This window comes from Pirellulales bacterium, assembly GCA_035656635.1.
Lineage (GTDB): Bacteria > Planctomycetota > Planctomycetia > Pirellulales > JADZDJ01 > DATJYL01.
Window position 1 is genome coordinate 23,609 of record DASRSD010000037.1, and the last position, 15,153, is coordinate 38,761.

Here is a 15,153-nt window from a genome sequence, read left to right on the forward strand (position 1 = left end):
TTTGGGCTTCACCAGCGGCTAATCGCATTTCTGGGCAAAGCGTGCCAAGACGAGGAGAACATTCCGTTGGGCATTCTTCATTATGATTTGCGCGATTGCGTTAATCACGGCCCTTATAGGTTGCTGATGCAATTGTCGTGCAGTGGTTCAACTTTTTGTCCAAAACCACTGGGCGGGTACAATGCGGAGTATGAAACGACCACGGTTCAGTCTACGCACGCTCTTTGTGCTGATAGCGCTAATCAGCCTGCCGATGGCATGGGTTGCCTACCAACGTAATTGGATTCGGCAACGACACGTATTTTTAGCCGGAGAAGACCACTTGGCTTTTGGCTACAAGTTCAATGGCGAAGATGTTGCGGTCATCCCAATGAGTTTGCGGATATTCGGCGAAAGTCCAATATACTCCATAAACGTTAAGAAAGACGATTTTGCGGAAATAAAACAGCTATTCCCGGAAGCAAAAGTCTTTGACGACTGGGAGCCTGGGAAATTTCCGCCAGCTCACATCAATAATTTTCATCCCACCCATTAGCTTATCCGCACGGAATTTTTGGGCAGACTCGCGATTATTCGGGCAAGATTAAATTGTCGGGCAATGCCTATCAGCATGAAGATGATTAAATACTTTCGCCGGAAGATCAAGTCTTACGAACGCTTCAATCGCATCACTGTGACGGAGTACGCTGGAAATACATGGGTAAAACGAGTTGCAGCGTTGTCGATCGTCATCGTTTTCGTCGCGACGTGTGTGGGATCGGCCAGCGTATTCACGTCGTCGGGTTGTCCGGCTAGCTCTTCCACCAAGGCCTGAGGCTTCACTCCATCGATTCCCGCTAAGTTGATTTCGATGGGCCTATCAGCTGCTTCGGTATTCACGACCTTCAAAATCACGTCGCCGCTGGCGTCTTCACGGCTGGCGGTGGCATACACCGGTAATGCCGGCGGTTCAGGGGTATCATCGACGTCGCTTAGCAGCTTGCCGTCCAAATAGCAGCGGATGTGTCGTCCTTTCGTTTCGATCTTGATGTCGTACCAGCGATCGGTATCGACAGTGATGTTTTGGGCCCGTCCCAGCTCTCGAGAAGCGCCGTGCTCTGTTTTTTGAATGACTGTCCGCGAGTTATTCCAACCGCCAATGTTCCACCACAGCCAGTTATCATCATCCTGCACGTGGAACATAATCAGGAAGCCTTCGTTTCCGGAAATTTTTCGCGCCTTGAGAGTGTAAACGCAATCGGTCCATTTGGTATCGCCCACGGTGTCTCGACAATTGACATCATTGCTCTTCTGCCGCAGTGTGCCCTGGTCCCAACTCCACTCGCCGGCTCCTGGTTGCCAATCATCAGTGCTGTCGGCGGAATCTGACGAATAAACCACTTTATCACCCATGGAGACCTTCATGTTTTTGTATTCGCTTTGCGTCGCCCAGGTGCCCACGCCGATTTTTCCGTGGGGCATCGGGGGTTCGGGAGGCTTGCCGGGAGCCACATCAAGTTGCACCGGAAGAACTCGATCACCCCGATTCTCGTTAAACATTTTCTGCGCATAATAGGAAGGTGATCCAAAACTGGCCAGCGCATCATAACCGATCAAATTCGTTCCCCATTGCGAGGCCCCTTGGTTCACATTGACCAGCAGCGGAGCATAGCACGATATCAGGATTGCGTCGGAATTTCTTTCCATACCCGTCATCCAAGCTGCATCACCCAAAGCGGCCTGCAACGTGGGGGTGGGACGTCCCTCTGTTGTTGCCCACTCACCAACAAATATTTTGGGACCGGATCGCGAGAACTTCGGCCGGCCGCCTGCTTGTGCATCGTAATGGTCCGAATCCCGCTCCATTTCTCGGGCTGATCGATAATAGTGATCGTCGACCAGATCAGGTTGGCGATCTCGCACAGGCATGGTGGCAATGATTTTCAAATTAGGATACTTAGCCTTAATGGCATCGAAGAACTGTGCAAAGCGTTTTTCATAGCTGCTCTTTACATTATCGAAATTGTCTTCATTGCCCACTTCAACGTAGTTCAATTTGAACGGCTCCGGGTGCCCATCTTTAACACGCTGTGCACCCCAGGTTGTTTCCGGACCTCCAGTGACATACTCAATTTCGTCCAGTGCATCCTGGACGAAGGGTTGCAAATCACTGCCTGGGGTTACCCGTTGTTGCTGAAGAGAATAGCCTGCATAGACGGCCAGCACCGGTTGCATCTTTAGATCTTCACACCAAGTCAGAAACTCCAACAACCCCACGCCATCGCTGGAAGGGTAACCCCACGGGCAAACGTGGCCCGGTCGCTCTTCAAGGGGCCCGATCGTTTTTTTCCAGTCGAAACGTTCTTCAATTGTGTTTCCTTCCAGATAGTTGCCGCCCGGAAATCGTAAAAAAGCCGGCTTAAGACCAGCCAACATCTGCATCAAATCGGGTCGTAGCCCATTGGATCGATTATTGAATGTCGGTGGGAACAGCGAAACCAAGCTTAACCATACCGAACACTTACTCCCTGTAGGCGCCGAGATTACGAATCGATTGTTCGTCGAAGATTTGGCTTCTCCTACGTTCAACGTAGCATGATGCTTTTTCCATTCCGGACCAATCCCCTCTACCGTTGCGGAAGCGTACACCGTTTTTCCATCCGCAGATTCAATGGCCACCGTGAGGGGTTGTTTCAAATCACAATTGGCGCGCGCGTAAAAGCTCACTTGATATGCTGTGTGCGTCTTGACTGGAATTCCCCAATATCCGTCGTTTGCAGCTCCGATGCATCCGTCGCCACCATTGATATCTAGCCGCAGACTCGTCGACAGCGCTGTGGAATTCACAGGATTTGTGGCATCTAACTTCATCGCGCCATCGGCAGTGCCTGATTTAACCAGGCTCCAGTGAGGCGGATGGTTGGGGTCGGGAGCCTCTCCAATCTTCGGACCATCCTTAAATGCGCGGTTCTGGATTAACTCCGCATATAATCCACCATCGTAAGCGTGATTGATTTCTTCGGTCATTAGTCCGTAAAGGGTCGGACTAATTCGCACCCCCGGCTCCGTCACTTGGACGTTCAACTTGCCCGGTTCTGCACCCTCTGCCACCCCGATTGCCAATAATCCCAACGGCAGTAATATCCGTGTGAAATGGATTGCGAATGCAAATAATTTTTTTTCGTACTTCATAATCGTTAGCCAGTTTTGCAAGAACGGTGGAGAAAAATTGCTGCCTAGTGTTCGGAGCGATAATCGGATATTCGACCGTCAAAACAAAATTCTGCTGTCTTGGTGTGTGCGACGCTAGCGGCCTTCCGGCGTGGCCCGCGGCACGCTGGCCGGTCTTTGAAGTGAAAAGCTTCAAGGTAAATCACGGATGCCGACCGCAAGAAGCCAGTTAATGGAAAAACGATGTCACTTCGGCGCCTTCTCCAGCTTTATGATGGCCCCAGGCCCAGGTAGCTGCGCCGCCGATCGCGCTTCCTTCCAATGCGACAGATGCGATCAACGAACTCAGAGATTCCAGCAAGTGCCCTAAAATAATGACCCCCGTGCGTCGAACACGGGGGTCATATTTCATTCAAGTAAGTACGGGGTTCAACTCTTTACGCAGCTCGTGCTTTCCTTGAACGAGCAGCCACCAATCCGAACAAACCCAATGCCGCCAGCACAATGGAGCTGGGTTCGGGAACTCCTACGACATCGGGGCCCGCAGCTTCGTCGGCCGCGATCTGTGAAGCGCTTTGGGCGTCGCCATAAATGCGGAACTCATCAATCATGCCGCTGGTGGCGTTGTCGCCAAGGAACGGTGAACGCCCCAAGTACAGGTCGGTGAAGTTGTAACTGCTCAGCGGGATGGCCGTAATTGACTGCTGGAGGCCGCCGAGGCCGTCCGAAGTTCTGTACAGATAATAGCTAAGCGTGCCGGCGGTACCATCGATCACGGTGGCCATCATATAGGTTCCCCCGTCGTCCAGGTAACCACCGCCGCCGGCGCCAAGGCCAGGAGTGGTTTCAAAGGCATCGGTTTCCGAGCCGCCCTGATACCCATTGAGTGCTTGGGCAACATGCGAACCACCTGTGTTCGCTCCGCCAGGCGGGCTTGCAGGCTGCGGGGCGGAAATCGCCTGCATGAGGTATTGGCCGTTCGTTTGGCCGGGGGGATTATTGTCTTCTGCGTTGTCCGAGAAAGCGTACGACTCGGTAAAAAATCCTGAACCGGTGAAGGTAAACCATTGTTCCACCGTCATGCTATTGCCTGCCGGCAGAATGGACGGGCTGTTCTGGTACCACAGATAGTTTTCGACAACCCCAGGACCAGAAAAGTTGGGGTTATTCAACTGTGCTTGGCCACCGGTAAAGGTAATGGGATTGGCCAGATTATTGACTGGCGTCAAGTTGTAGGTGGGTCCGCCAACAGAATCACTTCCATCCGTCGTGAAACTATAGCGGTGAATAAGCTGTGCGCTGGCCGTCGAAACGCAAATGCCCAAAAACAGAATTGCCGGAAGTGGAACAAACTTTAATACGTTACTGTGTGACGAGAAGCTCTTGATGCTCATATTTTTCTCCAAGTATCTGAATGTGTACCCTCTTCCCCGTGCCGCCACATTTCAGACATCGGACTAAACGAATAACCGCACCTCCTTCCGAATCTCTCAATTGCTTGTGACTTGATTCATTCTCAGTTCCACCAACTCCGCAATCCTCTCTCCGCAGCGCAATTCGATCGTTCCCCTGTTACCATGACTCCAACGTGTTGCTAGCTCCATTGCTGCTGGCAATTAACAATCAGCATATTATTAAATTCCTCGGTGCGAATGGATTTTTTTTCCCTAACCATGGATAATTTTGACCTCTTAGGCTCTTCGGACTATCTTCCCCCCCGAATAGGGCTTTTCTTGGGCTCTTTGGGCCAATTTGCACGCCCAATTGCCTGGTCGAAGCGCGTCCAGCCTCGCAGCTTGGCCCGAAAAGAATCAATGTTGAACTAAACCGCTGCGCGGTAGGCCGGAGTTGCGCGGTTATCTTGCGTCGCGCCAGTTGGGTAGGCCACGGTGCATGGCTTTGGTAGCGGCAGCGGCGCTGAACTTTTCAGGATCGAACCGGCCGCCGATCCATTCAAGCATATCCTGGTGATCTTCGTGCTTGGGATCTCGGATGGCTGTGAGGAAGTCGCCATATCCCCAGGGGCCGCCCACGTCGTCCGGGGGACAGGCGCGTGCACCCTCGAGGCAACGGGGATATTTCCCTCCGGATTCAGCCGATTGAGGACCTTCGTACACAATCTCGTGTCGCCAGCCATCGCCGAAGTCGTATTCGTAGTAGAAGCGAAACGAGCGGCGCTTCTTCGCCAGCAGATCGCCCAGTCGCGTGTTGGTGGAATCCAAAAAGTCGTTGTCGCCGCTGCCGTCGTCGAGTAATTCCGGGTCGCCGTGGCGACGGCCGCCGATTTCAAACTGGTGCAAGTGCGAATTCGTCCAACCCATCGCCGTTTGAATATGTTCGTGCAACTCATCCAACGTGCCGTCGGGCACTTGAATCCGCCGCCAGATGGGCGGCTCAATGTCCAAGAGCGTGATTTTGAACTGGTACACCGGCGACGGCTTTTTCGCAGCGGATTTCGACGCGCGGGGCATGGCGAGTCCTCCTTGATCCAGGGATGAAACTAGACCCTATTGTCCGATTCATCCTCCGAATCGCAAGGTCGAGTGAGCACGGTTGTGCCGATTGTAGGGACTTGCGCGCGGCCCCGTGGGCAATCAGGCTAAAGGAACAACCGCACTGCTGATCGCAACCTATTCTTCGGAGCCTCGTCATGACGGTGTTACGCCAGCGTTTTCAGGGCGATCTGCAACTGAAAGGCTTTTCGCCGCATACCCAAAAGGCATACATCTCGGCCGTGGCGAAATTCGCGGAGCACTTCCATCAGTCTCCCGACCAACTGAACTCGGAGCATGTCCGCGAATATCTGTTGTACTTGGTGAACGAGCGGCGCGTGGCATGGACGACCTACAACATTGCTCTATGCGCGCTGCGATTCTTGTACCGAAAGACGTTGGGGCAAGCGCGGCTGCTGGAAGGCATTCCTTGTCCGAAGGGACCGCAGCGACTCCCTGTCGTGTTGAGCCGCGCGGAAGTCGCGCAATTCTTGCCGGCAGCCAAGTGGCTGCCGGCGCGGACCATGCTCACCACGGCCTACGCGGCGGGCCTGAGAGTATCCGAGATTGTCAACCTGCGAGCGGCCGACATCGACAGCCAGCGGATGGTGATTCGTGTCCGTCAAGGGAAGGGACGCAAGGACCGTTACGTGATGCTGTCTCCCACACTGCTGGAGTTGCTGCGAAGTTACTGGAAGCAGTACCGGCCGCGCGAGTTTTTGTTTCCCGCTCGCAGCGGTGGACAAAGGCATATCGTGTCCGTGGCTCGATTCTGCCGCACGACCTTGCGGCGCTCGGGGCTCAAGAAGAACGTCACGATGCACACCTTGCGACACAGCTTCGCCACGCACCTCTTGGAAGCCGGGGTGGACATTCGCACGATTCAGGTGCTGCTCGGACACCGCAGCCTGCGCACCACCGCGCTGTACACCGCGGTCTCGATGGAACGGATCCACTCGCTTTCCAGTCCGCTGGATGCCTTGGCGAACTTCGAGGCAGCGCGGACCGAGCCGAAATCGAAGTAGGCACCGTGTTTCGCGCCATCGGCGCGCGCTACTTGCACCACTACGGTGCGGTGATGCGTAGCCAGCAACGGCGGGCGCTGCGCGATCTGGCCGCTTGTCGCACCAGCGCTCTGGGTGGGCACGAGGAAGCGTGCGACGGCTGTGGCGCGCGGCGCTTCGCCTACAACTCTTGCCGAAGTCGGCATTGTCCCAAGTGCGGGGCCACGGCCCGCGCCCAGTGGCTCGATGCGCGGGCGGCGGAGCTGCTGCCGGTTCCTTATTTTCATCTGGTGTTCACGCTGCCCGCTGAACTGGGACCGTTGGCCCTGGCGAACCAGCGTGTTCTGTATGGGATGCTGTTTCAGGCAGTGTCGGAGACGCTCCTGCAAATCGCCGCACAGCCCAAGCATCTGGGCGGCCAGATCGGCTTTTTGGCCGTGCTGCACACCTGGGGCAAAACCTGCTGCACCACCCCCATTTGCACTGTGTTGTACCGGCGGGCGGGCTGTCGGCGGACGGACAGCGTTGGATCGCCTCCGATCCGCGATTTTTCCTGCCAGTCCGCGTGTTGAGCCGCGTCTTTCGGGGGAAGTTCATCGCGCTGCTCAAACGCGCTCGGCAGGCAGAACAGTTGCGTTTTCCGGGCCGCCTGGCGTCCCTCGCCCCAGCGACCCAGTTTGAGGAGTTGCTGGATCAAGCCGTCAGGCAGGATTGGGTTGTGTACTCCAAGCCCCCCTTCGGCGGCACTGTCCAATTACTCAAGTACCTGGCGCGCTATACCCAGCGCGTGGCGCTGGCCAATTCGCGGCTGGTCGCGTTCGATGGCAAAAAGGTCCGCTTTCGCTGGAAAGACTACGCCGACGGCGGTCGCCACAAAACCATGACACTGGCCGCCGACGAATTCACGCGACGGTTCCTCTTGCATGTGCTGCCGGGTGGCTTCACGCGGATTCGCTACTTCGGCTTCTTGGCGAATCGGCATCGGGCGGCCAAACTGGCCGCGATTCGTCAATTGCTTGGCACGCCCGCCGTCGCCACGGAATCCGAGTCCACGGTTCCCCAAGCATCGCCCAAGGAAACTGCGGAAGTCGGCCAACGTTGTCCTGTTTGCCGAAGCGGTCAGTTTTTGCCAGTGGCCGTCATTCTTCCTCATGTGCCACGCGCGTGGCATTGGCTGCTGCGGCGAACTGGGGGTCTATCCCGCCCGCCGTCTGGAACGCCACCATGATCCTGCGATTCGCCGCCCCATTGGCTTGGTCGCTTAGGCTGCTTCTCAACAAGCATCGCTACGCGTGCGCGCCTGTCGCACGTCCAATCGTCAAATATGGCGACCATGCCGTTTGTGCCATCCCTGCAAAACAGGCTTGCGAAATCGTTCGCCTAGCAAACACCATCCTGCCGCGGTTGCTAAGTCACTCCCTGCCACGACACAAGTCGATTGCAATTCCATAGTCCCGGGCGGCTGCGCGGTTCAGTTCAACCCGTTTTATCTGACGTGCCGATCTTGCGGCCAGTCCACTTCGTGTCGTGGGCAACGCTTGCGCCGCCTGAGACCGCGACCGACCAAGGCACGGCAGATAAAACACTCTGCGTTATGATGCACAACGTGGGTGAATCTGGCTTCGAATTCACACGCCGTTTGCGCATCCATTTATCGGAGGCAAATGGACAAGGAAGATGTCGTCACGTCGCAAAAAGAATTAGCTCGAATTGGCCTTGGCGCCCTGCCGCTGGCAATCGCCAATTCCGGCCGGTCCGGCGCCCGTCGTTTTCTTGAATTCTTCGCGGTGACCATTCGGAATAAAAACACGCGGCTTGCATACGCTCAGGCCGCAAAACAATTCTTCGATTGGTGTGAACAGCGTGGCATTGACACGCTCGATCGAATTGAACCGGTTGTTGTTGCAGCTTACATCGAACAGCATCCGGCATCCAAGCCGACTATCAAACAGCATTTAGCGGCGATTCGAATGCTGTTCGATTGGATGGTGACCGGGCAAATCGTTGAACACAATCCGGCAACTTCAGTGCGGGGCCCGAAGCATGTTGTCAAACGTGGCAAAACTTCGGTGCTGACGGCGGAGGAAGCGCGAACACTTCTCGATTCCATTGAAACGACGACGGTCATCGGGCTACGCGATCGTGCCTTAATCGGCGTCATGGTTTATTCGTTTGCCCGCGTAAGCGCTGCGGTTTCGATGAAGGTCGAAGACTTTTATGCTGAGGGAAAACGCTGGTGGCTTCGTTTGCACGAGAAAGGCGGAAAGCGTCACGAAGTGCCCGCACACCACAATGCCGATGGATACATCGACGCGTACTTGAAAGCTGCTGGCATAGCCTCAGACAAAAAGACTCCCCTCTTCCGCTCAGTTGATCGAAAGGGATTTCTAACCGCACGCGGTTTCACGCGCAATGATGCGTTACGGATGATCAAACGCCGTGCAGCGGCTGCAGGTCTCTCTGCGAAAACCTGCTGCCATTCATTTCGAGCAACCGGGATTACCGCTTATTTGGAAAACGGCGGCACAATCGAAAACGCTCAGGCAATTGCAGCACACGAGTCGCCGCGAACGACAAAACTATACGACCGCACAAGTGACGAGATTACGCTAGACGAAATTGAGCGGATAGCGATCTAAGCCACGGCAGGCTGCTATCTAGCTGTGGTATTCTTTGGTAAGCTTTGGTGATCTTTAGCACTTTGGCCTACTAGGTGTGGCATAATGGAAAAACTCTCCCAGTTCCTGACTGTGAAGGATGCCGCGGCATACCTTGGAGTTGCCGAGAATACTCTGCGGAATTGGGGACGCGCCGGGAAGATTAATGAGCGTCGGCACCCAATTAACCACTACCGCCTGTACTCCACGACTGAATTGGAAAAACTGCTGGGCAAGGTAAATATTTCTGCAAGCGGCCATAGGCCGAAACGCAAACCGAAGTGACTTTCCCGCTGTGTGACAAATCCCGCGCACGTCCTTAGCCGAGTAACCTGCGACTCGGAAGCGAACGCATGACTCCCGAAGAACAATCTCGCGAACTAATCGACGCCAAACTCAAGGCATCCGGGTGGATTGTTCAGGCATACAAGCATATGAACCTTGGCGCCGGACCAGGATTGGCGATTACCGAATTCCCTGGTGCGCATGGCGAGGCCGACTACTTGCTGTATGTCGATGCCAAGGCGATTGGGGTCGTTGAAGCAAAACCCATTGGTCACACGCTTAAAGGAGTCGAAGGACAGTCAGCCAGCTATGCCGACGGGCTGGCGGCAAAGTTGCCTGCCTGGCGCCGTCCCCTTCCCTTCCAATATGAGTCGTCCGGCGAGGTGACCCAATTCACGAATTGGATGGAGCCGCACGCTCGCAGCCGTGACATCTTCCAGTTCCATCGCCCTGAAGCGCTTCGCGAATTGGTTCAAGAAGAGCTTTCGGTGCGCGGATGGCTGCGGCAAATGCCAAATGTGCCGACTCAGGGTCTTTGGCCTAAGCAACTTACTGCGATTGCAAATCTGGAACAATCGCTTAGCCTCGCTAAACCAAAAGCACTAATCCAAATGGCCACAGGCTCTGGCAAGACTTTTGCCGCTGCCAACATTGCCTATCGACTAATTAAGTACGCTCATGCACGTCGCGTTTGCTTTTTGGTCGACCGCACGAATCTCGGCCTCCAAACGCTGAAAGAGTTCCAGCAATTTCAGCCGCCGGATGAACGTCATACGTTCGACAAGCTTTACAACACGGCCTTCCCGCATAAGAATCACTTCGATCCCGTCAATCGCGTCATAATTACGACAATTCAGCGCCTCTACTCTGTGCTCACCGGCCAGCCAGATCTGATTGAAGAGGATGAAGAGCGTTCAAGTTTCGAGGGACCAGGAGCCTTCAAAAAACCTCCGGTTCCTATCACTTACAACGAAAAATTGCCGCCCGAGTTCTTTGACGTGCTGATCGTCGATGAATGCCACCGGTCGATATACAGTGTGTGGGGCGACGTGCTCAAATATTTCGATGCCTTCGTAATTGGGCTTACCGCCACGCCGAGCAAACAAACCATCGGGTTCTTTAACAAGAATCCGTGATGGAATACTCTCACGTCGACGCCGTCGCCGACCGAGTGAATGTTCCCTACGATGTCTACGACATTACAACTCGGATCACTAATCAAGGTTCGCAGGTCGAAGCCGGCTACTATGTCGGCAAACGAAGTCGCATGACCCGTGCCGAGCGGCAGGAAGAGCTAGATCGGGATCTGCAGTATGGCGGCGACGACCTCGATCGCTCAGTTGTTGCAGTTGATCAAATCCGCACAGTGGTCCAAACCTTTCGCGATAAGTTATTTACAGAAATCTTCCCGGGGCGCAATGAAGTTCCGAAAACGATCATTTTCGCCAAGGATGATTCGCACGCGGATGACATTGTGCGCATCGTGCGCGAAGAGTTCGGTCGCGGTAACGATTTCTGTCAAAAGATTACTTACCGTACCGGCGTTATGCGACTCACCAAAAAGGTCTCCGACCCTGATGGCACGGAGCGAGAAGTTGTTTACTACGAGAAGACAAAGGGCAAGACCGGTGAAGACGTGTTGGTCGCGTTCCGTAATTCCTTCAATCCGAGAATCGCAGTCACCGTTGACATGATTGCGACTGGCACAGATTTGAAGCCAGTCGAGATCGTATTCTTTATGCGATCAGTTAAGAGCAGCAATTATTTTGAGCAGATGAAGGGCCGAGGTGTCCGCGTGATATCTCCGGACGAACTCCACGGTGTGACACCACAAGCATCGGGTGAAAAAGTCATCAAGACCCGATTTGTTATCGTCGATGCGGTCGGCGTCTGCAAACAGTGCAAAAGCGAACGAGGACCGATCGATCGTCAGCCTACGAAGACGCTAAAACAGGTGCTGGACTATATAAAGGCAGGCGGTACCGATGCCGACGCCGTTAGTGCTTTGGCCGGGAAGCTCACAGGTCTCGCTCGGGAGATGACTGATCCGCAACATAGTGAAGTTCGCAAACACGCTGATGGTCAGAGTGTTGATGACCTAGTGCGGCAGCTAGTTTCGGCGATTGAAGACGGCGCAATTGAAGACAAGGCGCGTGAGTCGAATCCAGGCATTACCGAACTGACAGAGCTGCAGCTAGCCGCCGCAGAACAGGAATTGATCAAACACGCCGTTAAGCCGTTTTACAATCCTCAACTTCGCGACCTGCTGTTGGAGATTAAGCGTGACAACGAACAGACGATCGATAGCGTCAGTCAGGACGAAGTAATCTTCGCCGGTTATTCGCAGGAAGCTATAGATAAGGCAAAGACGAAGATTGAGAATTTCAAACAGTTCATCGAAGACCACAAAGATGAGTTACTGGCCTTGCAAGTTATGTACGGCCAAGCGACCGCTGATCGGCTGAAATTCCGTGATTTGAAGGAGCTTGCTGAGCGGATTAAACGGCCGCCAGTCGCCGCGACAACTGAGGAATTATGGCGTTGCTACGAAGCGATCGAAGCGGCGAAGGCCTCCGGCCGGGGCGGACAGATGATTACCGATCTCGTATCCCTCATACGTCATGCACTGCAGCCGACGGAGCCCCTCACCCCATTTGCTGAGGTTGTTCGATCGCGATATGCAGCGTGGCGTGCACAGCAAACGGAGGCAGGAGCCGCGTTCAGCGATGAGCAAGCTGCCTGGCTCGACAAAATTGCCGAGCACATTGCAACGAGCCTCGCTATCGAGATGGACGATTTTCAAGACGGCTGGTTTGCGCAACGCGGAAATCTCGGCAAGGCCCACGAACTTTTTGGCGATCGACTCCCCATTATTCTTAACGAGATGAATAGGGTTTTGGCCGCATGAATACCGCCGATCGCGCCCTACCCCCGAAATGGGCCGAAGTTACACTTCACGATGTCCTGCTCGGCCATGCAAATGGCAAAGTATTGCAGCATGGCTGGAGTCCTCAATGCGAGAAATGGCCGTCTGGCTCGCCGGAGGATTGGGGTGTTCTAAAAACGACTGCAGTTCAGGCTGGTGCTTTTCTTGAAGAGCACAACAAATTGCTCCCTAAAAAGCTGCACCCTCGGGCGCACTTGGAGGTTCGACCCGGTGATATGCTGATCACCTGCGCAGGGCCACGAGTACGTTGCGGTGTTCCCGCGCTAGTAAGGAATACACGCCCTCGGTTAATTCTTTCGGGCAAGATGTACCGATTTCGCGGCAATCCCGAGCTTATCGATCCGCGATATTTGGAGGCGCTTCTGCTCTCGCCTGAGTCGCAAGCCGCTATTGATGGGATGAAGACCGGCATAAGCGACAGTGGTTTGAACCTCACTCACGACCGCTTCGTGCGACTTCGCGTTATTTTAGCGCCCCTTGCAGAGCAAACTCGTATTGCGGATCGAATTGAAGAGCTCTTTTCCGACCTGTCGGCTGGAGTCGCGGCTCTTGAACAGGTGCAGCGTAAGCTTAAGCGATATCGCTCAGCGGTGCTACACGCCGCTGTGACAGGGAGGTTGACGGCAGCTTGGCGGAAGCAGCACGGCCCTCCCCCAGAACCGGGCAATAAGCTTTTGGCGCGCATACTTGTCGAACGTCGCCTCAATTGGGAAACCCAAACTCTCGCACAGTATAGAAAGGAACGCCGCCAGCCGCCAAAGAATTGGCGCGACCGTTACCAGATGCCGGTCGAGCCAAAGCCGAATGATCTGCCGGAATTGCCGGACGGTTGGTGTTGGGCGACCGTCGATCAACTGTTGATAGAGGGACTCTCAAGCGGCATTTCAGTAAAAGGTCAAGACACGCCCCCCGGTGTCGCGGCGTTGAAGCTGAATGCGCTCACCGATAACGGTTTCGATTACACGGCCATCCGTTATATCCCGATCGACAGGCGGACTGCGGAAGCGAATGCAATACGAGAAGGCGACTTCTATGTTTCTCGCGGTAACGGATCACTGCGCCTATTGGGTCGTGGTACAGTCGCGCAACGACCGCCGAGACAAATCGTCTTCCCCGATACCATGATTCGCTTCCGATTATCACCATCGGCCGCATACCTTCCTACATTCTGGCCATCGCCTCTCGTGCGAAGGCAGATTGAAAAAAAGGCCAAGACTACTGCTGGAATTCACAAAGTGTCGCAAGCTGATCTTGAATCGATAGTCGTTCCCTTGCCCCCAATTGAGGAGCAAGCTGAGGAAATCGCCATGATTCAAGAGAAACTCTCCCAGATCGACGCAATGGAAGCCGAAGTTAAACGCGGGCTTGCGCGGGCGATGCGATTGCGACAGTCGATCCTTAAGTCGGCCTTCGCAGGCAAACTTGTGCCACGGGATCCAAAAGACGAATCAGCAAAAGAATTGCTTGAGCGTGTTCGGTGCGCACTAAAGGGGAGGCCGACTAAGTCGGACGATCTGCCGAAGCGTTCCAAGAATGCAAAGAAACAGCGCATTGCGTAAAGGAACTAGTGATGAGTCAGGCAAATGAACTTCGCCAATCTACTCCGACTGCGAGCCAAATCGGTACCCGCGTATGGTCGTACGCAGGTGTGCTAAAGGACGACGGCCTATCCTACATGGCCTACGTCGAGCAGCTAACGTTTCTATTATTTCTAAAAATGGCGGACGAACTGACCAAACCGCCATACAACCATCCCAACAAAATCCCCAAAGGAAAAGACAAAAACGGTAAGCTAATCTCCTACGATTGGCAGAGCTTGCTTAAGAAAGATGGGGCGGAACTTTACCAGCACTATCGCGATACTCTCGAATCACTCAGTACTCAGCCCGGCTTGTTGGGCATAATTTTCAAAGAAGCGGAATGCAAAATCAAAGACCCGGCAAAGCTGCGTCGGTTGATCGTGGACCTAATCGACCGCGAACGGTGGTTGAGCCTTGACCTCGACGTAAAAGGAGTCATCTATGAGGAACTCCTCTCTCGCAGTGCGGCCGAAAGTACAGGAGGTGCCGGGCAATATTTCACGCCGCGGCCAATCATCCAGACTGTGGTTGACGTGATACAACCGACACCGGAGGAGTCGATCATCGACCCTGCAGCCGGTACTGGCGGGTTTCTCACCGTTGCTTATCAGTACGTGCTCGACATGCACAGTGCTGAGATGGATAAGGACCAGAAGAGGAGAACCCGCGAAGAATTGATCACCGCGCAAGAACTGGTGCCTGAAACTGCCCGATTATGTGCAATGAACCTCTATCTGCACGGAATTGGAGGCGCCGACGCCGGTCCCGATAGTAGCAGCCCGGTCATCAGCGGTAAAAGCAGTCTCGATACGCCTCCCACGAGGCAGTATTCGATGGTGCTGACTAACCCGCCCTTCGGAAAAAAGCAAAGTCTGAAGACGGTCAACGAAGAGGGCGAGCTAGTGCCGTCGTCGGTTAATTGTAGCGGCATCCACAGTGTTGGAGGTAGTTGCGGCATTCGCTTTCGGTGAATAGATCGAGTACTTTGCCGCAGAGTTGCCAAAGTTTGTCGGTGGTTCGCTGGGCACCATCGCGGAG

The 15,153-nt window shown here is 54.5% G+C and carries 13 protein-coding genes; 10 read left to right on the top strand and 3 right to left on the bottom strand.

The window, feature by feature from the left end; translation table 11 throughout:
- Positions 1-190: 190 nt before the first annotated feature.
- A complete protein-coding gene (locus VFE46_02830; protein ID HZZ26918.1) occupies positions 191-535 on the top strand; it encodes a hypothetical protein in 345 nt (114 codons plus the stop codon).
- A gap of 113 nt (positions 536-648) precedes the next feature.
- Here the strand turns inward: VFE46_02830 and VFE46_02835 are convergent, their stop codons facing one another.
- From VFE46_02835 to VFE46_02845, 3 genes are all read right to left on the bottom strand, one after another.
- Positions 649-3,171, bottom strand: coding sequence for an alpha-L-arabinofuranosidase C-terminal domain-containing protein (locus VFE46_02835; GenBank protein ID HZZ26919.1), 2,523 nt, complete (start codon positions 3,169-3,171; stop codon positions 649-651).
- Between the two features lie 416 nt (positions 3,172-3,587).
- Positions 3,588-4,544 (bottom strand): PEP-CTERM sorting domain-containing protein, encoded by a 957-nt coding sequence (locus tag VFE46_02840; protein ID HZZ26920.1) that lies wholly within the window; start codon positions 4,542-4,544, stop codon positions 3,588-3,590.
- A 462-nt stretch (positions 4,545-5,006) separates the two neighbouring features.
- Entirely contained in the window at positions 5,007-5,621 is a 615-nt protein-coding gene (locus VFE46_02845; GenBank protein ID HZZ26921.1) for a plasmid pRiA4b ORF-3 family protein, read from the bottom strand.
- A gap of 179 nt (positions 5,622-5,800) precedes the next feature.
- Here VFE46_02845 and VFE46_02850 point away from each other — a divergent pair, with 179 nt between their 5' ends.
- The 9 genes from VFE46_02850 (at position 5,801) to VFE46_02890 (ending at position 15,086) form a co-directional block, all read left to right on the top strand.
- Positions 5,801-6,667: a site-specific integrase gene (locus VFE46_02850; GenBank protein ID HZZ26922.1), complete on the top strand. Its 867-nt coding sequence runs from the start codon at positions 5,801-5,803 to the stop codon at positions 6,665-6,667.
- 5 nt (positions 6,668-6,672) lie between these two features.
- Complete coding sequence (locus VFE46_02855; protein HZZ26923.1) at positions 6,673-7,218, top strand: transposase zinc-binding domain-containing protein; 546 nt, start codon at positions 6,673-6,675, stop codon at positions 7,216-7,218.
- Positions 7,125-7,874, top strand: a complete 750-nt coding sequence (locus tag VFE46_02860; protein ID HZZ26924.1) for a transposase — start codon at positions 7,125-7,127, stop codon at positions 7,872-7,874. Before VFE46_02855 ends, VFE46_02860 begins: the two co-directional genes overlap by 94 nt.
- Positions 7,875-8,310: 436 nt before the next feature.
- Positions 8,311-9,285: a tyrosine-type recombinase/integrase gene (locus VFE46_02865; protein ID HZZ26925.1), complete on the top strand. Its 975-nt coding sequence runs from the start codon at positions 8,311-8,313 to the stop codon at positions 9,283-9,285.
- Positions 9,286-9,369: 84 nt separating this feature from the next.
- Complete coding sequence (locus tag VFE46_02870; protein ID HZZ26926.1) at positions 9,370-9,588, top strand: helix-turn-helix domain-containing protein; 219 nt, start codon at positions 9,370-9,372, stop codon at positions 9,586-9,588.
- A 149-nt stretch (positions 9,589-9,737) separates the two neighbouring features.
- Positions 9,738-10,724, top strand: coding sequence for a DEAD/DEAH box helicase family protein (locus VFE46_02875; GenBank protein ID HZZ26927.1), 987 nt, complete (start codon positions 9,738-9,740; stop codon positions 10,722-10,724).
- Positions 10,724-12,496 carry a type I restriction-modification enzyme R subunit C-terminal domain-containing protein gene (locus VFE46_02880; protein HZZ26928.1) on the top strand — a complete coding sequence of 591 codons (1,773 nt, stop codon included), beginning with the start codon at positions 10,724-10,726 and terminating at the stop codon, positions 12,494-12,496. The genes VFE46_02875 and VFE46_02880 overlap by 1 nt, the downstream gene beginning before the upstream one ends.
- Positions 12,493-14,094 (top strand): hypothetical protein, encoded by a 1,602-nt coding sequence (locus VFE46_02885; protein HZZ26929.1) that lies wholly within the window; start codon positions 12,493-12,495, stop codon positions 14,092-14,094. Before VFE46_02880 ends, VFE46_02885 begins: the two co-directional genes overlap by 4 nt.
- A gap of 11 nt (positions 14,095-14,105) precedes the next feature.
- A complete protein-coding gene (locus VFE46_02890) occupies positions 14,106-15,086 on the top strand; it encodes a class I SAM-dependent DNA methyltransferase (protein ID HZZ26930.1) in 981 nt (326 codons plus the stop codon).
- Positions 15,087-15,153 lie beyond the last annotated feature (67 nt).